We start from the raw sequence: 21005 nt of genomic DNA on the forward strand, positions 1-21005 counted from the left end.
ACTTGTTTTTCTTTATATTAATCTAGACATCAATCAAAAAATAGCTATTATGACAAAAATGCAAACAATTTTAAGTTTGATCAGTATTTTCTATGTTCCATATACTATTATTGGACAATTACGAATCATAAAAACTGTTTCTCTCTCAAAAATTCAAAAAATATATCATTCTGCTGCAATTTGGTTTATCCCATTTTTTTGGTTATTTCTATTAAAAGATCGTTTAAAATCCAATAGAAAGGTGATGACAAAAAATACTCGAGATCGTTTATTAAGAGCTCAAGGATCTATTGATAGAAATGCATAACGTTTTTAATTAATTTTAATACTTTTACCTGTACAATCATAAAGAATACTCTAACTCATGCTGCAAAAAGTATTTTCTATTTGTCTTTTTGTTCTTTTTATTAGCTGTACCGGAGATCAATCAGATACTGGATTACTCCAAAAAGATCGTAAAGCTCTGGTCGAAAGTTTAGATTCTCAAAAAGTATTATCGTACAAATTCGCAAAAATTTGCTTACGTGCTACAGCTACAGAAGATACGATATCTGAAGAATTTCAAGATCTTAAACACCGTATGCATAACGTTAGTCAGAAAATTGCTCAGTTTAACAAAAACCAGCAATTATCGATCATGGATTATATCTCTATTTATAAAGAATATCGTGCTATGAGTTCTTTTATTGAAGCTACAGACGAAGATGTTTTCCCTACTACGGTTGAAGCTTTAGAACGTATCTTAGCCATTCGAGATACTACTGCAACATTTAGTCCTTTATTAAAAGGAAATCAAAAAATCAAAGCACAAAATATGGAGCATGCTGTTTTAAGTGCTTTGGTCATTTTAAGTAAAGATTTAGGTAAAGAAATTTCGCTATACGAATGTGCAAAAACAACTCCTGAAGCCTTACCTGATGGAGAACTCAAATCATTACTTCACTTTTTTAGAGGTTTCTTATTTTTTGAAAAAAAATTATACTACCTCTCCGAAGATGAAATTACTCAAAACATTAACTGGCTTGAACAACATCCTACAGTAGCACTTCCATTTGCAAAATCATTTTTTAAATGGCAAACCTTAAATAATCAACAAACCTATACCGCATACCATTCTTTGCAATACTTATTTAGAGGTTTTGACCGTCTTATGATGGATCGTGATGTTGATGAACAACGTGCTCTTAACGACTTTGAAATCTTTCTTCAAGATTCAAAAAAGCTAGGTTTAGAAAACGAAATTATCTGGAGTATAGAAACTTATTTATATCTTAAAAACGAGGAACACGAAAAAGCCATTGCGGCATTGAGCAAACTAAATTCGAGTCCATTACTTTCAAAATCTGAAAAAGAATCTATCTCCGAAACCATTACATATCTTAAAGATAGAGATACCGAAGCTTTATTAAATGGAGTTTATGATAAGTACTTTTTAAGCAAAATAGCTGTAAAATATATGTATAACCTCTTGAGTCAGGTAGATTGGAAAAGACTCTTAAAAGAACATGATGTTCCTTATACTGATGAAATTTTTGAACTCTTATACAACTTTCAGCAAATCGCCACGCAACTTGAAAAACAACTCAATGGTGAATCTTTAAAAGAAACTGGAAAATTACTAAAAGATCAAGGAAGTAAACTTTGGGAAAAGAGCAAAGAACTTATTGGTTCTTAAGCATACTCTTGTCCATTTTTAACTCCATTGGTTGCATTTTGTTTATTTCATAAACAACTTTTAAGGATTTACTTTTAAACCTAATGGGCTTTTAGTATCTTCCCGATTCATCTAATGATATTCTTATGAAAGAGATCAAAGTAATTGCCTTTGATGCAGACGATACCTTATGGGTTAACGAACCTTTATTTCAACAAGTAGAGCATAAATTTTGTGATATGCTTGAGGATTTCTTGCCTCATCACTCTCTTTCTAAGGAGTTATTTACTGTTGAAATTCAAAACCTTAAACATTACGGTTATGGGGTTAAAGGATATATTTTATCTATGATAGAAGCCGCTATTAAGATTTCTGGACGAACTCTTAATATTGATGCCGTAGAACGTATTCTTGAATTAGGTAAAGATATGATTAATGCTCCTGTAGAACTTATCGATGGCGTTGAAGATGTGTTAAAAGCATTACAAGGTAAATATCGATTAGTAATGGCTACCAAAGGAGATTTGCTAGACCAAGAACGTAAACTTATCAAGTCTGGACTCGCTGATTATTTTCATCATACAGAAATAGTTTCTGAAAAAAATGAAACCGAATATACCAAACTGGTAAAACATCTTGATATTCCACCTCATCAATTTTTAATGATTGGTAACTCTTTAAAATCAGATGTATTGCCTGTACTTAATATTGGAGGACATGCTTTTCACGTTCCTTTTCATACTACTTGGGAACATGAGAAAGTACATCACGAAATTGTGCATCCAAAGTTTAGAGAATTATCTACTATCACTGATGTCTTACAATACACTTTATGATTAAAAATCTTAGCCATACTCCTTTATCAACCATTGTAGCTAGTATAGCTGAAGCTTTTACTGGTTATTTTGTAAAAATGCCCGAGGATATTTCTTTTTGGGAACAAAAGTTTAAGGGAGCTCAAGTAGATTTTAACTATTCTTATGGCTATTTTGATAACGGAGAGTTGATTGCTTTTATCATTCATGGCATAGAAGAGTTTCGAGGCTTACAAACAGCTTATAACGCTGGTACAGGTGTTGTTCCCTCTTATCGAGGACAACGTTTAATAGATCGCTTATATGCTCATGCTATTCCAGAACTTAAAGCTCATGGTATATCTCAAATTCTTCTTGAAGTTATACAAGAGAATCACGCTGCTATTAAAACGTATAAACGTATTGGTTTTTCTATTCAACGTAACCTATTATGTTATCAAGGGTCTTTACAGTTTCCAGTAAAAGATGTTCGTCTTCACAAATGTACTTTAGCGGATATTACTAATACACCTTTATATTATACTTGGGAGCATACCAGTACGGCTATTACTCGTTTATCATCTATATATGAAACCTATCAAGTTTTTGATAAAGATACTCTAATAGGCTATTTTTCTATTAAGCCAGAAAGCGGTTATTTGGCACAATTTGAATCTTATGTAGAAGATTTATCTTTTTTATATAGTGGAATCTATCTTATATCAAAAACAATCAAATGTAATAATGTTGATGATTCTAGAACAAAACATATTTCTTTTTTTAAGACTTATGGTCTCTCTAATCCTATCAATCAGTACGAAATGTTATTTAAAATTTAATGGACATTCTACAGCAATTTTTTAAGCACTTACACATTCATGAAGAAGCGTTACAAAAGGAGATTACAAAATACGCTACCATTACTTCTCATAAAAAAGGGGAACATCTTATTGTACTTCATGAATATATCAAAGTACTCAAAATTGTATTAAAAGGGAAGGTACGTGTTTATCAAGAGAGTGAAGATCGAGAAATCTTGATTTATTACCTCAATACTATGGAAACATGTACCTTATCACTATCTGCTTGTTTTGATGATTGCAAAAGTACAGTCAATGCTATTGTAGAAGAAGAAAGCTTAGTTTTAAACATTCCTGTACGTTATGTAAATGATTGGTGTTATCGTTACAAATCATGGAATACGTTTACGATTAAAACTTTTAGAGATAGTTATCTTATTTTAATGGATAGTTATTCTAAACTAGCCTTTAAAACACTAAAAGAACGTATTCTTGACTATTTACTTGCCGAAGCTAACGAACAAAATCATTGTACTCTAACAATGTCTCATCAGCAAATCGCAAACGAGTTTGGAACTACTAGAGAAGTAGTTTCTAGACTATTAAAAAAACTAGAAAAAGAAAACTTAATCCACCTAGGACAAAAATCTGTGCAAGTAATTCGTTAATCTTTTTTGAAGTTGTGCCTTAAGTCACAGGTTTCTTTTTTAATGCAAATTTATTTTTACACCCTGTAAATTTAAAATTGAAAAAGATGAATACTAACACTGCGCTAATCGTTATTGATTTACAAAACGATTATTATGAAGGAGGTAAAAACACCTTATCAGAGGTTGATGCAGCTACACAAAATGCTCGATTATTACTCGATAAATTTAGAGCTGATCAATTACCTATTTTTCATGTACAACATGTCTTCGCTTCAGACGAAGCTCCATTTTTCTGTCCTAATACTTCAGGATCAGAAATACACCCTAAAGTACAACCTCTAGAAGGAGAAAAACTTATTGTTAAGCAATATGTAAACGCATTTAAAGACACTACTTTATTAAATGATTTGAGAATTGCTGGAATCCAAAACCTTATCATTTGTGGTGCTATGAGTCATATGTGTGTTGCTGGTACGACAAGAGCTGCATCTGATTTAGGCTTTAATTGTACTGTAATTGAAGATGCTTGTGCTACTCTTGATCAAGAGTTTGATGGAATGACTGTTCCTGCAACACATGTACATGCTACAGCTATGGCTACTTTGGCTTTTGCATATGCAAAAATCACTACTACTAAAGATTTTTTATCTTAATATATTAACCTCTAACAAAAATCATCATGAGACTATTTTCTCTATTTGTATCCTTATGCTTATTTATTGCTTGTCAACCAAAATCAAAGGACAAGACATCAGAAGAAGCTCCAGTACAACAAACTGTACAATCTTATATTTCACATAAACCGCTAGCGCATCATAAAATTGCATTAGAAGTATTAGTAGCAAGTAAACAATGGATTTCATCCTTTAATGCTGGTAACAGTGAGTATTGTGTAGCCGCATATCAAAAAGATGCTGTTATGAGAGCTACTCCTTTTGGGCTTAGTAACGGAACTGCTGAGATTAGCGAATTCTGGACTCCATTTATAGCATCTGGTGCTACAAACCTTATTTATACTAATGTAAGTATAGAAGTTGTAAATGCTAATACAGCTTTACTCGCTGCACATTGGTCTATGAATATAGGAGATGGTATTATCTATCAAGAGAAATGGGTTAAAGAAAATGATACTTGGAAATTAGCTTATGATGATTTTGAAGTATTACATAAATACGATACTCCAAAAAAACGAGAACTTAATCCCGTAGCTAGTCATGAAGTATTAGAAGAAGTTATTAAATCTTCTATGGAATGGACTACTGGTTTTAATACACAAAACAGTGTAATTTGTAGAAATGGGTATACTTCTAATGCTACTATGAACGCTATCCCTTTTGCTAAGTTAAACGATCAAAAATCAATAGGTTCATTCTGGGAAAAACTTATCAAAGATGGTGCAAAAAACTTGACGTACCATACACCTAAATTTGAAGTCATCTCTAATACTACAGTTAAATTATCTTCGCAATGGTCTATGAATATTGGAGAAGGTAAAATTTATCAAGAAAAATGGGTTAAAAAGGATTCTTTATGGTTATTAGACTATGATGAATTTGAAGTATTAAAAAAGTATTAGTTATGATAATTAATCCCTCTCTAGTAAAATAGAGAGGGATTAATATATTTTATTGCTTGATGATCTTTTTTATTGCTATTATCTTATCGTTTTTCTTTATTCTCAAAAGGTATATTCCTTCATTCATATCTTCTACATCGATTAGTTGTTTCTCATTTTTTATATATCCTTCAGCTACTTTTATTCCGTATATATTATATACGCTATAACTGATATTTTCGTATTTCTCTGTTTGTATAAAAAATCTACTTTCGACTAGTGTAGGATATATTTGTATTTCTTCGTTAATATCTTGAGTTGATACTTTGGTTAAGTTATTTGTTCCTGTATATTCATAAGCTCCTGCATCTGCAAACGAACCTACAATTCTTATATTTCCATCAAAATCTATAGTTTCTGTTGGATTTCTAGCAAAATCAATAGCAGGTGATAACGAAGTGAGTTTGAAGTTTTCTTGCGAAATATCTTCAAAATATATTATTGCTTCATTATGCTCCAAAATATTATGTGCTATCGTAAAATTATTTGCTTGATTCACTTTAATAAAAGATGAGGTTGTTGCATCGCTAAATATGTTATTAGAAACAATACAATTATTCGTTGCATTATTCCCAACAACCACATGAACACCATAGGCTCCAAAATCCACTACCGTATTAAATTGAACATCTATTACATTACCAAAAGCAGCCCCATTAGCCTGTTGAAACGGAAATTTAATAGCACTATAATTTCCGTTTTCCCCAGTATCATAAAACACATTTGTATATAGTTTTGCTGTACCACTACCTGTATTTCTAAACCCTTCTTTACCGGTACGTTTAATACTGTTTCTACGCAATGTAACATTCGAATGCGTACCTGCATAAATTCCTACACTATGTATCGTATCTAATATGTTTTCTTCTATTACCGCATTATCACAACCATATAGATTTATACCATCACCTCCTTTGATATTAGTCAAACTAAGTCTCTTTAGATTTAAATTCTTTATTTGATATGGATATAGCATTTTTGCCACTCCATCACAAGTAGTACTCTTACCTAGAGCATAACGTGGATGTCCTATCTGAATTCCTCTCTTACTATCTTTAATAACTATATCTTCAAAACTCACATCTTGCATTACAAAATTGTCTTTATTGGCGGTAAGATCACATCTAGGATCGTCTTTGCTATATATACCATAATTCTTAGCATTTTCTATCCACACATGATCTATTTTAAAAGCTGTGCTTAAGTCATTTACTGTAAATGCATTTGAACTCGAATTAAGCACTTTAAATCCATATAGTTCATTAGTAATTCCTGTACCTGTAAATCGTATGTTTTTTACATTATCAAGGTTGATACTACCTCCATTAGCTATAGTTACCACATCACCACAATTAACAATCTCAATAGGTGTATTAGCTGTTCCTTGAATATTTTTTAATTCTAATTTATTACGTACTCCTCCTTCTATACATATTTTCTCTCCTGGTAAAAAATTATAATTTTCTCCATCGATTTTTTCAATACCTATAGTGATTACATGATCACATTGACATGCATTTGCTGGAAATGGATCTAATACTGTAGCTTGATTTGTATTTTCAAAAGCTCCTATATCATATCCATTACCTTGTGGTCTATTTTGATAATCAAAATCTTCGGTTAAACCTATAATGGTTTCTCCTGCATCGGTAAGAAAAGATGTTGATTGTAACCTATAATCATCTTGTGCTGCATCTACAAACTTTGGAGCAATTAAATCTTGTCCAAAATAATTTCCTTTTTGCGCTACATATTTTGGATATTCTATATACATCGCCGCATTGTACTTTACATTAGAAAAAGCTCCCCCAGCTTTAAGTATAAGATTGTTTTTATATTCATGCATTGCAACGCCTTCATTTTTTCCATACATATAGATACCATTTGCTCTAGGATTGATTATGGTATTATTTACAATACGATAAGATGTTCCACTTAACATGTTTTTATCATGAAGATTTATTCCTGCAGGTGGATTAAATCCAGTCCATGTTTCGTCTATATTAGGATTAGTACTTCCTGAATTAATAATTACATTATTAGCTATAGTTGTATTTTCTAACGCTGTTATTGTTAATCCATGTCCAAAACCATCTTTTATCACATTATTTCTAAAAATCCCCGCACAACCTTGTCCTAATTGGACTGCATTTTGATGAGAGTTTAATTGTTCCATACCATAATTAGTAATGGTATTATCATAAATTTCGTAATTGCGTACACAACCTATTTGTATTCCTTCTCTACCTGTATCATATATAGTATTGTTCCAAATTTTTAAATTCATGATTTCATGTGGTAAGACTGTTGTTTCTTTACCATTACTTTCATCATTATCACAATCTCTTTGTACTTCATAATATGTAGAATAGCCTATATACATAGCTTCTCCGCCGGTATCATAAATTTTATTATCGTGAATCTTTATATAATCAATCTGGAAGTTTCCTCTTTGTGTAGCTGGATCACATGTAGGATCTGTTTTAATCATTATTCCTGCAAAATCTACTCTATGAATCTCAAGGTGATCTATTTCTATATTTTTACAAAAACTCCCCATCCCCACTCCATTACCTACACTATTAAGGTCTGGACTTTTTACTTCTATTCCATAAGTTTCATTAGGATCTCCTGTACCGGTTACTCTTATATAACTACAATAACGAAATGAAAAAGTAAAATAATCTCCTCCAGCAACTACAGCTTTCCCGTTTTGATTCTTAATAATTATAGGATTTGCTGCTGTACCATTAAAGTTCTTCATGACAAGTGAAGGATACTCTCCTGCTTCTAATAATACAATATCTCCTGGAGCTACATTCATTTTTGCTCCATCTGCAACTTTAGTTCCCTCTGGAATTACGTGTATAGTTTGACTAAAACTATTGGTAAGACCAAAGAAAAACACAACTAGTATTAATGTAATTTGTTTCATAATATATTGGTTTTGATTTATACATTTTTAATGTTCCCCTCTTTATGATGCTCCCAATATATCTATGCTTTATAATCTCATTATTCTTGTTTATCTTTAAGTATTCCTCTTCTTATAAAAATAACATTTAAAAATCATATATTATGACAACAATCAATCCTTATTTAACGTTCAACGGTAATTGTGAAGAAGCTTTTACTTTTTATAAATCAGTATTTGGCGGTGAGTTTGCTTATCTAGGTCGTTTTAACGAAATGCCTAGTGATCCTAATATGCCTCCGCTATCAGAAGCTGAATTAAATCAAATCATGCATGTGGCTTTGCCTATAAGTAGTGAAACTATTTTAATGGGCAGTGATACTTCTTCTGCTTTTGGTCCAAGTGCGACAGCAGGAACTAATTTTTCAATTTCGGTAAATACAGCTACTAAAGCGGAGACTGATCGTATTTTTAATAGTTTATCTGAAGGTGGGGATATAAAAATGCCTCTCAATGACACTTTTTGGGGTTCTTATTTTGGAATGTTTACAGACCGCTTTGGGATTCACTGGATGGTAAGTTGTGATATTAAAGAATAATTTTATAATAAAAAAACAGCACTACTATAAGTGCCGTTTTTTTTAGTTCTTAACGATTTCTTTTTGTTCCATTTTCCACGCTGTAATGCCTCCTTCTAGATCATAGATCTTTTTGAAGCCTGCATTTTTCATAAGTTTTGCAGATTGTCTACTTCTTCCTCCTCTTGCACAGTATACAATTACAGGTTTTGAAGTATCGACTTTAGTAATTAATGTACTAAAATCATCATCCTTATAATTAATATTAACTGCTCCCTTAATATGTCCTTGTGCATACTCTTCTGGAGTTCTCACATCTATTAATTGTACTTCTTTATTATCCAATAAAGTTTCCATTTGAGGAATAGTAATCAATTGTACGGTTCCTTTTACATGAGTGTCTTTTTGTTTTGGAGTACAACTTAAAAGACTACAACAAACAAAAAGTGCTATTACAATATTCTTTATCATGATGTTGAAGTTGCTTATTCTACAACTTCACCTTCCCATTCTAAAATACCTCCTAAAAGGTTATATGTAGTTTCAAATCCCATTTGAGACATTAAAGCACAAGCTTGTGCACTTCTTGCTCCTGATCTACAATACACATAGTAATTTTTACTTTTATCCAATTCTTGAACCATATCAAGAAAACCTTGTCCTTGACGAATATCAATATTGATCATATTAGGTATATGTCCCTCTTCTACTTCTTCTTCAGAACGCACATCAAGTATTACTGCATTTTCATCATTTGCAATTAGTTCTTCCCATTGCTGTTGAGTGATATTTTCTCCCATTGCTATATTTTTTCGGTATTATTATATCGTATTTAAAGCTCTAAAACTAACGAAATATCTTTGGATTACCTAAAACATATTATTAAGTTATATCCTCTTTTACAAATCATGCTTTTATACTACAACCAATTGCTTTTGTATGTTTTATTTTTACTTCTCTTCCTTCTAATAATGCATCTACAGCATCTTCTACATATTTTTTTGAAGCTAGTTTTTCATCCTTATAGTTACTATCAATAGTACCTATATAACGTACAACATTCCCTTTATCGGTTTTTTGTAAAATATAGATATGAGGTGTTTTTTTGGCTCCGTATTGCGGATATATTTTTTGTCCATCATCATATAGATACGGAAAAGTAAATCCTTTTTCTTTTGCTCTAATTTTCATATTCTCAAAGCTATCTTCGGGATATGCTCTAGGGTTATTCGGGTTAATAGCAATCACTGGATACCCCAATGCTTTGTATTTTTTATCTAGAGCTATAATTCTATCTTCATATGCCACAGAATATGGACAATGATTACATGTAAATGTTATAATAAAACCTTTTGCATCTCTATAGTGGGATAACGAAACATATTTACCATCGATATTTTTTAACCTAAAATCTGTAGCTATATCTCCAATATCATATCCATCTCCTCCTTTTTTTGTCAAAACCTTATCTACTGCAAATGCACTTACAGCTATAACCAACGCTAATACTGCTAAAATTTTTAATGTTTTCATATCATTATCTTTTGTCCAACATTATTGATATTATTCTACAATAAGTTTTAGAATACTTTTTTCAGCTCTTTTTCTAGATCGTGGTATGTAAATGATCTCTCATAAAAATTACCTGTACTTCCTTTATAAATAATGGTCGCTGGAATTGCACCAGACCATTCTTCATTAACTTTAGGAATCCATTGATTAGCATTAGGGTCATCTAATAAAATTACCCTACTACGAATACGTTGTTTCTCTAAAAAAGGAATTAATTTGGTTTCTACTTGAGAAGGTAAATCTAAACTTACCAAAATAACCTCAACATTCTTTGCTGTATAACGGTCATTAATCAATTCGAAATAAGGTAATTCTCGCACACAAGGTTTGCACCATGTTGCCCAAAAATTAATTACCCTTACTTTATCATCGTCTATATGAAGTAAAGCTTCAAAATTTTCAAAGTCATATACGGGAACTTCTATCCCTTTACTTTCAAAAACCTTGGTTGCTGTTATTGCAGTCACCTGTCGCTCTCCTTTACATCCTGTAAAAAAAATTAACAGCATGAACCCCATACAAATTATTCTACACATCATTCCCCGAAAATATTAAAAGCGCATAATTAAGAAAAATAAATTAACAATCATTAGGTTTATTATTCCTCTTTTTGCATATCCTTAACAAAACTCATTCTGGATAAACAAGTTATATCCAAAAATCATGACTACAAATAATATTAACAAAAAATTAATTTTGTTTATTCTTCTTAATTAATAAATTTGTACCTACAAATATCATCAAGACAACAATATGATTCATGGTATAGAAAAAGAAACAATAGTTAACCTTATTAAAACATATAATAAGGTTACTGATACTGTAGCTGAAACCTTGAAGGAATTTGATCTTACTTTACCCCAATTCAATATTCTTAGAATATTAAGAGGTCAAAAAGGTGCACCAGTAACTCTTGCTACTATACACCAACAAATGATCTCAAGAATGAGTAATACTACACGACTTGTAGATAAGTTACTCACAAAACAGTTAGTCAATAGACAAATTTGCCCTCATAATCGTAGAAAGGTAGATATCACAATTACAGCACTTGGGCTTGATCTTTTGGCAAAAATTGATCCTATCATTTATAAAACGGATCAAAAATTGATGTCTGATCTGTCTCATGAAGAAATGATACAACTCAATGAATTATTAAATAAAATACGACAATAAAAAACTTACAATTAACTTAAATACAAATAACAATGAAAATTAAAAATTTGATCTTAGTCGCTGCTTTAGCTTTAACAACTACTGTTACTTTTGCACAAAAAAAAGTTCTTAATGCTAAAAATAGTTCTATAGAATGGGTAGGTAAAAAAGTTACTGGTGCTCATAATGGTACTTTACAATTTACATCAGGATCTCTTACATTAGACGGTGATCGTATTACTGCTGGAGAGTTTGTAGTTGATATGACTTCTATTACAGTAACTGATCTTGAAGGTAACGGAAAAACAAATCTAGAAGGACATTTAAAATCAACTGACTTCTTTGGTACCGACAATCATAAAACAGCTAAACTAGTAATTAAGAAAGCTAAAAAAGATGGTGATGTTTATAAAGTTTCTGGTGACTTAACTATTAAAGATAAAACAAACCCTATTACTTTTGAATTAGCACTAAACGGAAATAAAGCTACATCTTCTTTAAAAGTAGATCGTACAAAATATGGTATCCGTTACGGGTCTGGTAGTTTCTTTGAAAACTTAGGTGATAAAGCTATCAACAATGAATTTGAATTAAATGTTAACATAAATTTTTAATTTAGGATTTGTTCCTAATCATTTAAAATTTATATATTTGACCACAACAAATAGAAAAAATGAATTTAATCTTAACAAATACTTGGTGGTGGAGCTCTCAGAACCTTAGGTCGTGAGGAGGCTACTGCTATATTGTTAAGTAAAGAACATATATTAAAAGGCTTGTCATCACGACAAGCCTTTTTTTGTTGTCAAAAAATAACCATTGTAAGCTTAAAAAAAGAAAAATAAAAATGAGTTTCACACTAACAACCCATTTCAAAAAGATCATTGCAGACACTATTACACCAGTAAGTGTCTATCTTAAAATTAGAGATCGTTTTCCTAATAGTTTACTATTAGAAAGTAGTGATTATCGCGGTAATGAAAATAGTTTTTCTTATATCTGCAGTAACCCTATCGCAAGTATTAAAATTGCCAATGAAACCATCACGCAAACCTTACCTAATGGAGAGATCATTACTACTCCTATTACAGATGAGGTTAATATTCCTGATGTAATTCAAGAATTCGGACAACAATTCAAAGCAACTAATAATGATTTTAAGTTCATCAACAACGGCCTTTTTGGTTATATTTCATATGATGCTGTTCGTTATTTTGAAGACATTTCTATTGCCAAAAAAGAAGGTGGATTAAATATTCCTGATATGTATTATGCGGTATATCAAAATATCATTGCTATCAATCATTTTAATAACGAAGCCTATATTTTTGCACATTGTTATGATCAAGAAAATAATATTGATCAAATTGAATCTTTGTTAAAAGTTAAAAACTTTGCCTCGTATAATTTCGAGACTACTGGCGAAACCACTTCGAATCTTAATGACGAAGAATACAAAGCTCATGTAGCACTTGCAAAAAAACATTGTCAACGCGGAGATGTATTTCAACTAGTACTCTCAAAACGTTTTACTCGAGGATTTAAAGGAGATGAATTTAATGTCTACCGTGCATTAAGAAGTATCAATCCTTCTCCTTATTTATTCTATTTTGATTACGGAGATTTTAAAATCTTTGGTAGCTCACCTGAAGCGCAATTAGTTGTTAAAGAAGATACTGCCGAGATTCATCCTATAGCAGGTACGTTTAAACGAACTGGTAATGATGAACAAGATGCTGAATTAGCAAAAAAACTAGCCAAAGATGAAAAAGAAAATGCAGAACATGTGATGTTAGTTGACTTAGCTAGAAACGATTTAAGCCGTCACGGAAGTCAAGTTACTGTAGATACGTATAGAGAAGTACAATTCTTTTCTCATGTTATTCACCTTGTTAGTAAGGTTACTGCCAAAAAACATACACATACTCCAACTATGCAAGTCGTAGCAGATACATTTCCTGCAGGAACACTTAGCGGTGCTCCTAAGCATATGGCAATGCAACTTATTGAAAAACACGAAACTGTTAACCGTGATTTTTATGGTGGAGCTATAGGTTTTATGGATTTTAAAGGAAACTTTAACCATGCCATTATGATCCGTACTTTTTTAAGTAAAAACCATCAATTGCATTGGCAAGCTGGAGCTGGACTAGTTAATGAGTCTAATGAAGAAAGTGAATTACAAGAAGTATATAATAAATTAGGTGCCTTAAATAAAGCACTACAACTTGCAGAAGAGATCTAATAACTGTATTAAAATAAACAACTTATGACAAAAGTATTAGTAATAGACAATTATGATTCATTTGTATACAACTTAGTGCATTATTTAGAAGATCTAGGTTGTGAGGTTACTGTAAAGCGTAATGATCAATTACAGCTTGACGAAATAGCTCCTTTTCATAAAATTTTATTATCTCCGGGTCCTGGAATTCCTGACGAAGCAGGCTTATTAAAAGAGATCATTAAAACATATGCATCTACAAAAAGTATTTTTGGAGTATGTCTAGGGCAACAAGCTATAGGTGAAGTTTTTGGCGGAAGCTTAGAAAATCTTGATCAAGTATATCACGGCGTAGCCACACAAGTTGCTACCACTGTTGATGACGAATTTTTATTTAATGGTATCACCAAAGAATTTCCTGTAGGAAGATATCACTCTTGGGTTGTAGCCAATCAATTACCTGATTGTCTTGAAGCTACCTCTTATGATCAAAACGGTCAAGTGATGTCTTTACGCCATAAAGAATTAGATATTAGAGGAGTACAATTTCATCCAGAATCTGTACTTACTCCAGATGGGAAGAAAATGCTAGAAAACTGGATTCAGAATTAAACAGAGTTGATCATCCATTGAAAAAGAAAAAGAAATGAAAAAATTACTAAATAGATTAATCAATCACGAAACTATCTCTAAAGAAGAAGCAAAAAATGTGCTTGTTAATATTTCTAAAGGGGCATATAATCAAAGCCAAATAGCTTCTTTTCTTACTGTTTATATGATGCGCAGTATTACAGTAGAAGAGTTAGAAGGTTTTAGAGATGCCTTATTAGAACTTTGTATTCCTGTTAATCTAAGTCAATATAATCCTATTGATTTATGTGGTACAGGAGGTGATGGTAAAGATACATTTAACATCTCTACTTTATCATCTTTTGTTGCAGCCGGAGCAGGTATAAAAGTAACTAAACACGGTAATTACGGAGTATCATCTACCTGTGGTAGTTCTAATGTTATGGAACATTTAGGGATTAAATTCAGTAATGATCAAGATTTTCTAGAACGCAGTATTGATCAAACAGGAATTTGTGTGTTACACGCACCGTTATTTCACCCTGCAATGAAAAACGTTGCTCCTATACGTAAAGAATTAGGCGTAAAAACCTTTTTTAATATGTTAGGACCTATGGTTAATCCAGCTTTTCCTCCTAATCAAATTGTAGGTGTTTTTAATCTTGAACTAGCTAGAATGTACGGATATCTATATCAAAATACCGATAAGAATTTTACGATCATTCATGCCCTAGATGGTTATGATGAGATTTCTTTAACAGGAAACACAAAAACAATAGCAAATGCTACAGAAAGCATGCTTACGCCAAATGATTTTGGAGTGCAAGCACTACGTCAAGAGGACATTCAAGGTGGTACTACCATCGAAGCTTCTGCTAAAATATTCATGGATATTTTAAGTGGAAACGGAACCGAAGCACAAAATAACGTAGTTTCGGCCAATGCTGGTATGGCCATCGCTACTGTAAAAGGTTTAACTCCTAAAGAAGGATTTGAGATTGCAAAAGAATCTTTATTATCTGGAAAAGGACTAAACACACTTCAAAAAGTTCAAGAACTAAGTAAATCTGCTTAAAAACATGAATATACTTGATAAAATAATAGCGGATAAACGTATAGAAGTTGACTTAAAAAAAGAGATTATTCCTATCACACAATTAGAACAATCTGTTTTATTTGATAGCACTACGGTATCGCTTGCCAATAATTTATGTCAAAGTAATACCGGAATTATTGCAGAACATAAAAGACGTTCTCCTTCAAAAGCTGTAATTAACCAAAAAGTAAGTGTTCAAGATGTTGCTAGAGGTTATGAACAAGCTGGCGTATGCGGAATGTCTGTTCTTACCGATGGTAAATATTTTGGAGGTTCTTTAGATGATCTCATCTTAGCACGAGCTGCAGTACAATTACCATTATTACGTAAAGATTTTATTATAGACGAATACCAAATTCTAGAAGCTAAAGCTCATGGAGCTGATGTTATTTTACTTATCGCAGCAGTACTGAGTAAAGCTCAAATTAAAAGCTTATCTGAGTTTGCAAAAAGTCTATCTCTTGAAGTTTTATTAGAAGTTCACAATCACGAAGAATTAGAAAAGTCTATTATGCCTTCTTTAGACATGTTAGGCGTTAATAATCGAAACTTAAAAACTTTTGAAGTAAGCACGCAAATCAGTAAAGACTTAAGCACTCTTATTCCAGACGATTTTGTTAAAGTTTCTGAAAGTGGAATCAGTAGTATTGAAGCTATTAAAGAATTACAACCTTATGGTTATAAAGGTTTCTTGATTGGTGAAAATTTCATGAAAACTGAAACTCCTGGAAAAAGTGCAGTTGATTTTATTAATAGCTTAGCAAATTAATGTTATGCAAAATATCAAACTTAAAATATGCGGAATGAAACATCCTGATAATATTATGGATGTAGCTAGTTTACAGCCAGATTATTTAGGATTCATTTTCTATGAAAAATCCGCTCGTAATTTTGATAACGAAATACCCTCAATTCCAGAAAAAATAAAAAAAGTAGGCGTTTTTGTAGATGCTTCTATCTCTTTTATTATGGAAAAAGTAACACAATACGATCTCAAAGTAGTACAACTTCATGGCAATGAAAGTCCTGACTTCTGTAATGCATTGCATAAAGACTTAGAATATGATGTTGCGTTATGGAAAGTGTTTAGTATCAAAGACGAATTTAATTTTGATACACTTAAACCATATGAAGCATTTGTAGATTGTTTCTTATTTGATACCAAAGGAAAGCTTAAAGGTGGTAATGGATACACTTTTGATTGGACAGTTTTAAAAAGATATAACTCTCCTATACCCTTTATTTTAAGTGGTGGAATCGGTCTCGATGAACTCGAAAATTTAAAAGAAATTCTCACAACAGATTTACCTATTCAAGTTATTGATGTCAATAGTAAATTTGAAATTGAACCAGGATTAAAGAATCTAGCAGATTTAAAAACATTTACACAATCTTTATCCATACTTTAATATGAATCAAAAAGAAGCTTCAGATTGCAATAATATGAACGAGATAAGGCATGAAATTGACTTAATTGATCACGAGATTGTTCAATTAATTGCAAAAAGAGCTCTTTATGTTTATAAAGCTGCCGAGTTTAAAAAGGATGAAACTGCTGTTCGTGATCAAAAACGGGTAAAAGCTGTTATTGAATCAAAAAAGCAATTGGCAAAGCTATATAAACTTTCGCCTACACTTATTGAAAACATATATACTGTGATGATTCAACATTTTATTAATGAAGAAATATCATTAGTCAACAACTAAAAACAACTCTTGATGTCGTGAGTATTATACCTCATAACATTGCCAATATAATTGTAAAAGAAATGAAAAGTTATCACGTAGATGAAAATGGATATTATGGAGATTTTGGGGGAGCATATATCCCTGAGATGCTATATCCTAACGTAGAAGAATTACGTACTCAGTATCTAGAGATTATGAACGAACCTTCTTTTAAAGAAGAGTTTGAACAATTGCTAAAAGACTATGTAGGTCGCCCTACTCCATTGTATTATGCAAAACGTCTTTCAGAAAAATACAATACAAAAGTATATTTAAAGCGTGAAGACCTTAATCATACTGGAGCTCATAAGGTAAATAATACTATAGGTCAAATCTTAATGGCAAAAAAACTCGGTAAAAACCGAATTATTGCGGAGACTGGTGCTGGTCAACACGGTGTTGCTACAGCTACTGTATGCGCTTTAATGGGACTTGAATGTATTGTGTATATGGGCGAAATTGATATTAAACGTCAAGCTCCTAATGTTGCTCGTATGAAAATGCTTGGTGCAACTGTTGTTCCTGCTACTTCTGGTAGTAAAACACTTAAAGATGCTACTAACGAAGCTATTAGGGATTGGATCAATAACCCTATAGATACACATTATATTATAGGTTCTGTTGTAGGACCTCATCCATATCCTGATATGGTAGCTAGATTTCAATCCATCATATCAGAAGAAATCAAATGGCAATTACAACAAAAAGAAGGTAGAGAAAATCCTGATTATGTAATTGCGTGTGTAGGTGGTGGTAGTAATGCTGCTGGTGCATTTTATCATTATCTTGATCAACCTAATGTAAATATTATTGCTGTAGAAGCTGCAGGTAAAGGAATTGACACTGGAGAAAGTGCCGCTACCTCTGCTTTGGGTAAAGAAGGTATTATACATGGAAGCAAAACTTTATTAATGCAAACACCAGATGGACAAATTACCGAACCTTATTCTATTTCTGCTGGTTTAGATTATCCTGGTGTTGGTCCTATGCATGCACACTTATTTAAAAGTGGTCGTGCCGAGTTTGTTTCTATCACAGATGCAGATGCTATGAGTGCTGGATTAGAATTATGTAAACAAGAAGGCATCATTCCTGCTATAGAAAGTTCGCATGCACTTGCCATTTTTGATAAAAAACAATTTAACCCTGATGATATAGTAGTAATCAATCTCTCTGGACGTGGAGACAAAGATTTGAATACCTATATAGATTACTTCAACCTATAAGCTATAGTCATGAACAGAATACAACAAAAACTACAAGAAGATAAAAAATTACTTTCTATATATTTTACTGCAGGATATCCATCAATAAATGATACCTTACAAATCATCAAAGATTTAGAAAAAAACGGTGTTGATATGATCGAAATTGGATTACCTTTTAGCGATCCATTAGCAGATGGCCCTACAATTCAAGCGAGTTCTACTCAAGCTTTAAAAAATGGAATGACGACCGAATTACTTTTTGAACAATTAAAAGATATTCGTAAAACTGTATCTATTCCGTTAATCATTATGGGCTATTTTAATCCTATGATGCAATATGGAGTCGAAGCTTTTTGTGCAAAATGCGCAGAAATAGGTATTGATGGTTTAATTATTCCAGACCTTCCAGTTGATGAATACCATCAACATTATCAAACTATCTTTGATCAATATGGATTAATCAATACGTTCTTAATCACACCTCAAACTTCAGAAAAACGTATTCGCTTTATCGATAACATTTCTAATGGTTTTATTTATATGGTGAGTTCCGCTAGTACTACAGGTGCAAAAAGCACTTTTGGGAGTACACAAGCATCCTATTTTGAACGTATTGCAGCCATGCAACTTAAAGCTCCTCAAATTGTAGGTTTTGGTATTAGTAATGCTGCTACTTTTGAGCAAGCAACAACCACTGCAAAAGGTGCTATTATCGGTTCTGCATTTATCAAACACCTTAGTAATTACGGTATTAACGCAATTGGCGAATTTATACAAACTATTAGATAATTTTATATCATTAGTCTTCTGTAAGTTACTATATCTTGCACAGCAAATGACACATCATAATTACCTTGAAAAAAGCATGTAATACTAGTCTCACATGCTTTTTTCTTTTTTAACATCCTTATAAACAACGTTATTACCACCATATCTCGTCAGGAATTTCCCTTATAAACGACAAAAATGAAAAATGCCTACGCGATTATTTCTATGTTTAAGCATGTTCTTTTTTGTATCATTAGGAATTGCTCAACAAAATTTAACACTAGTACAGCGTGCCGAACAATCTGAAATTGCTCACTTTATTCATTTACTGCATACTACAGATGATAACGCTATTAATAGTTCTCTAACTTATATAAAAAAGCATTGGAAACCTGAATTTGAGATTATGTTTCTAGAAACATTTTATTTTTCTCATTCTAACGCTGCTTTATCGCTACGACTAATGGCTTTTTTACAACAACAAACACAACAGCAATTTGGTTTTGATTATAATGCATGGTATGAATATATCTGGAAAAAACCTCAACAATTACATCCTGATTATCATTTATTCAAAGCCTTATTACATCAATATATAGACCCTAAATTTGCTACTTACTTTAAAGATAGACAACAACAAGCTTTAATACGTTTTGACGAAATTAGATGGGGAGGTGTTCCTCAAGATGGTATTCCTCCCTTACATAACCCTAAAATGATTCCTGCTAATACAGCTTCTTATTTACATAAAAATGATGTTGTTTTTGGTATCGTTATTAATGGAGAAGCACGTGCCTATCCTAAACGTATCTTAGCTTGGCACGAACTATTCTCTGACACTATCAAAGGGACTTCAATCACTGGTGTTTATTGTACTTTATGTGGTACTGTTATTGCTTATAACAATACTGTAAATGGTATAACTCATAAACTTGGCACTAGTGGTTTTTTATACCGATCAAATAAATTAATGTATGATACGGCTACACAATCTTTATGGAATACACTTTGGGGAACTCCAGTAGTTGGTCCTTTAGCAAATAAAGGAATTCAGTTATCTTATCAAAGTGTCATTACTACCACTTGGGGTACATGGAAAAAAAGACATCCTCAAACACTAGTATTATCACTGGATACAGGACATCAAAGAGATTATAACGAAGGGGTTGCTTATCAAGATTACTTTGCTACACATCAATTGATGTTTAACACTCCTATTAAAAATACTGAGTTAAAAAATAAACAATCTATTCTAGCTATTAAACTGGAGCAATATCCAAATCAACCTCTGGCTATATCTACAAAGTTTCTTAAACGTAATCCTATTTATTCTTATACGATAGGAACTATTCCTATGGTAATACTCACCGACAAAACCATGGCTAATCGAGTATATAACTCTCAAGACATAATCTTTATATCTTATAACCAAAAAGAACATACTGTAACAGATAGTCTTAATGAGATTTGGACGATATACGAAGATCGACTAGAACATTCTAGTGGTAAAACACTATTGAGAATCCCTACTTTTAATGCGTTTTGGTTTGGGTGGAAAGCCTCATACCCCAATACGATACTTATTAAATAATATATTTAGTAACCCGTGGTGCATTTAGGCAATATTAATTTTAAGATTGTTGATATTTCTTTGAAATAGAAACTTATTGATGTATTGA

At 31.9% G+C, this 21005-nt stretch carries 24 protein-coding genes; 19 read left to right on the plus strand and 5 right to left on the minus strand.

Annotated elements, in window-relative coordinates:
• The first annotated feature begins 49 nt into the window (after positions 1 to 49).
• The 7 genes from ACYEKI_RS20070 to ACYEKI_RS20100 all read left to right on the plus strand — a co-directional run bounded on the left by ACYEKI_RS20070 (position 50) and on the right by ACYEKI_RS20100 (position 5474).
• Positions 50 to 307 (plus strand): hypothetical protein, encoded by a 258-nt coding sequence (locus ACYEKI_RS20070; protein WP_459213000.1) that lies wholly within the window; start codon positions 50 to 52, stop codon positions 305 to 307.
• Positions 308 to 364: 57 nt separating this feature from the next.
• On the plus strand, positions 365 to 1675 hold the full coding sequence (locus ACYEKI_RS20075; RefSeq protein WP_459213001.1) for a short-chain dehydrogenase: 1311 nt from the start codon (positions 365 to 367) through the stop codon (positions 1673 to 1675).
• 125 nt (positions 1676 to 1800) lie between these two features.
• Positions 1801 to 2490, plus strand: a complete 690-nt coding sequence (locus ACYEKI_RS20080) for an HAD family hydrolase (RefSeq protein ID WP_459213002.1) — start codon at positions 1801 to 1803, stop codon at positions 2488 to 2490.
• A complete protein-coding gene (locus tag ACYEKI_RS20085) occupies positions 2487 to 3287 on the plus strand; it encodes a GNAT family N-acetyltransferase (protein WP_459213003.1) in 801 nt (266 codons plus the stop codon). The genes ACYEKI_RS20080 and ACYEKI_RS20085 overlap by 4 nt, the downstream gene beginning before the upstream one ends.
• The gene (locus tag ACYEKI_RS20090) at positions 3287 to 3916 is read left to right on the plus strand and encodes a Crp/Fnr family transcriptional regulator (protein WP_459213004.1); all 630 of its coding nucleotides are present in this window, start codon (positions 3287 to 3289) and stop codon (positions 3914 to 3916) included. Before ACYEKI_RS20085 ends, ACYEKI_RS20090 begins: the two co-directional genes overlap by 1 nt.
• Before the next feature lie 86 nt (positions 3917 to 4002).
• Positions 4003 to 4551 (plus strand): cysteine hydrolase family protein, encoded by a 549-nt coding sequence (locus tag ACYEKI_RS20095; RefSeq protein ID WP_459213005.1) that lies wholly within the window; start codon positions 4003 to 4005, stop codon positions 4549 to 4551.
• Positions 4552 to 4577: 26 nt separating this feature from the next.
• Positions 4578 to 5474, plus strand: a complete 897-nt coding sequence (locus ACYEKI_RS20100) for a Cif family virulence factor (protein WP_459213006.1) — start codon at positions 4578 to 4580, stop codon at positions 5472 to 5474.
• A 49-nt stretch (positions 5475 to 5523) separates the two neighbouring features.
• Here ACYEKI_RS20100 and ACYEKI_RS20105 read toward each other — a convergent pair whose 3' ends face one another.
• Complete coding sequence (locus ACYEKI_RS20105; RefSeq protein WP_459213007.1) at positions 5524 to 8448, minus strand: right-handed parallel beta-helix repeat-containing protein; 2925 nt, start codon at positions 8446 to 8448, stop codon at positions 5524 to 5526.
• 143 nt (positions 8449 to 8591) lie between these two features.
• Here ACYEKI_RS20105 and ACYEKI_RS20110 point away from each other — a divergent pair, with 143 nt between their 5' ends.
• Positions 8592 to 9026, plus strand: a complete 435-nt coding sequence (locus ACYEKI_RS20110; protein WP_459213008.1) for a VOC family protein — start codon at positions 8592 to 8594, stop codon at positions 9024 to 9026.
• Positions 9027 to 9068: 42 nt separating this feature from the next.
• Here ACYEKI_RS20110 and ACYEKI_RS20115 read toward each other — a convergent pair whose 3' ends face one another.
• The 4 genes from ACYEKI_RS20115 to ACYEKI_RS20130 form a co-directional block, all read right to left on the minus strand.
• Entirely contained in the window at positions 9069 to 9476 is a 408-nt protein-coding gene (locus ACYEKI_RS20115) for a rhodanese-like domain-containing protein (protein WP_459213009.1), read from the minus strand.
• Between the two features lie 14 nt (positions 9477 to 9490).
• Positions 9491 to 9805: a rhodanese-like domain-containing protein gene (locus ACYEKI_RS20120; protein ID WP_459213010.1), complete on the minus strand. Its 315-nt coding sequence runs from the start codon at positions 9803 to 9805 to the stop codon at positions 9491 to 9493.
• A 106-nt stretch (positions 9806 to 9911) separates the two neighbouring features.
• Complete coding sequence (locus tag ACYEKI_RS20125; RefSeq protein WP_459213011.1) at positions 9912 to 10538, minus strand: thioredoxin family protein; 627 nt, start codon at positions 10536 to 10538, stop codon at positions 9912 to 9914.
• 47 nt (positions 10539 to 10585) lie between these two features.
• The gene (locus tag ACYEKI_RS20130) at positions 10586 to 11086 is read right to left on the minus strand and encodes a TlpA disulfide reductase family protein (protein ID WP_459213012.1); all 501 of its coding nucleotides are present in this window, start codon (positions 11084 to 11086) and stop codon (positions 10586 to 10588) included.
• A 244-nt stretch (positions 11087 to 11330) separates the two neighbouring features.
• Between ACYEKI_RS20130 and ACYEKI_RS20135 the strand changes: the two genes are divergently transcribed.
• The 11 genes from ACYEKI_RS20135 (at position 11331) to ACYEKI_RS20185 (ending at position 20917) form a co-directional block, all read left to right on the plus strand.
• Entirely contained in the window at positions 11331 to 11753 is a 423-nt protein-coding gene (locus ACYEKI_RS20135; RefSeq protein ID WP_459213013.1) for a MarR family winged helix-turn-helix transcriptional regulator, read from the plus strand.
• Between the two features lie 32 nt (positions 11754 to 11785).
• On the plus strand, positions 11786 to 12346 hold the full coding sequence (locus ACYEKI_RS20140) for a YceI family protein (protein ID WP_459213014.1): 561 nt from the start codon (positions 11786 to 11788) through the stop codon (positions 12344 to 12346).
• Positions 12347 to 12579: 233 nt separating this feature from the next.
• A complete protein-coding gene (locus ACYEKI_RS20145) occupies positions 12580 to 13977 on the plus strand; it encodes an anthranilate synthase component I family protein (RefSeq protein ID WP_459213015.1) in 1398 nt (465 codons plus the stop codon).
• 24 nt (positions 13978 to 14001) lie between these two features.
• Positions 14002 to 14568, plus strand: a complete 567-nt coding sequence (locus ACYEKI_RS20150) for an anthranilate synthase component II (RefSeq protein ID WP_459213016.1) — start codon at positions 14002 to 14004, stop codon at positions 14566 to 14568.
• A 34-nt stretch (positions 14569 to 14602) separates the two neighbouring features.
• Positions 14603 to 15601 (plus strand): anthranilate phosphoribosyltransferase, encoded by a 999-nt coding sequence (trpD, locus tag ACYEKI_RS20155; RefSeq protein ID WP_459213017.1) that lies wholly within the window; start codon positions 14603 to 14605, stop codon positions 15599 to 15601.
• Between the two features lie 4 nt (positions 15602 to 15605).
• A complete protein-coding gene (gene trpC / locus ACYEKI_RS20160) occupies positions 15606 to 16391 on the plus strand; it encodes an indole-3-glycerol phosphate synthase TrpC (RefSeq protein ID WP_459213018.1) in 786 nt (261 codons plus the stop codon).
• Between the two features lie 4 nt (positions 16392 to 16395).
• Positions 16396 to 17031 carry a phosphoribosylanthranilate isomerase gene (locus ACYEKI_RS20165; protein ID WP_459213019.1) on the plus strand — a complete coding sequence of 212 codons (636 nt, stop codon included), beginning with the start codon at positions 16396 to 16398 and terminating at the stop codon, positions 17029 to 17031.
• A 1-nt stretch (position 17032) separates the two neighbouring features.
• Positions 17033 to 17329 carry a chorismate mutase gene (locus tag ACYEKI_RS20170; protein WP_459213020.1) on the plus strand — a complete coding sequence of 99 codons (297 nt, stop codon included), beginning with the start codon at positions 17033 to 17035 and terminating at the stop codon, positions 17327 to 17329.
• A gap of 62 nt (positions 17330 to 17391) precedes the next feature.
• Complete coding sequence (trpB, locus tag ACYEKI_RS20175; RefSeq protein ID WP_459213021.1) at positions 17392 to 18576, plus strand: tryptophan synthase subunit beta; 1185 nt, start codon at positions 17392 to 17394, stop codon at positions 18574 to 18576.
• 9 nt (positions 18577 to 18585) lie between these two features.
• Positions 18586 to 19347 carry a tryptophan synthase subunit alpha gene (trpA, locus tag ACYEKI_RS20180; RefSeq protein ID WP_459213022.1) on the plus strand — a complete coding sequence of 254 codons (762 nt, stop codon included), beginning with the start codon at positions 18586 to 18588 and terminating at the stop codon, positions 19345 to 19347.
• A gap of 184 nt (positions 19348 to 19531) precedes the next feature.
• The gene (locus tag ACYEKI_RS20185; protein ID WP_459213023.1) at positions 19532 to 20917 is read left to right on the plus strand and encodes a DUF3179 domain-containing protein; all 1386 of its coding nucleotides are present in this window, start codon (positions 19532 to 19534) and stop codon (positions 20915 to 20917) included.
• Positions 20918 to 21005 lie beyond the last annotated feature (88 nt).

It is taken from the genome of Aquimarina rhabdastrellae (assembly GCA_947387485.1).
GTDB lineage: Bacteria > Bacteroidota > Bacteroidia > Flavobacteriales > Flavobacteriaceae > Aquimarina.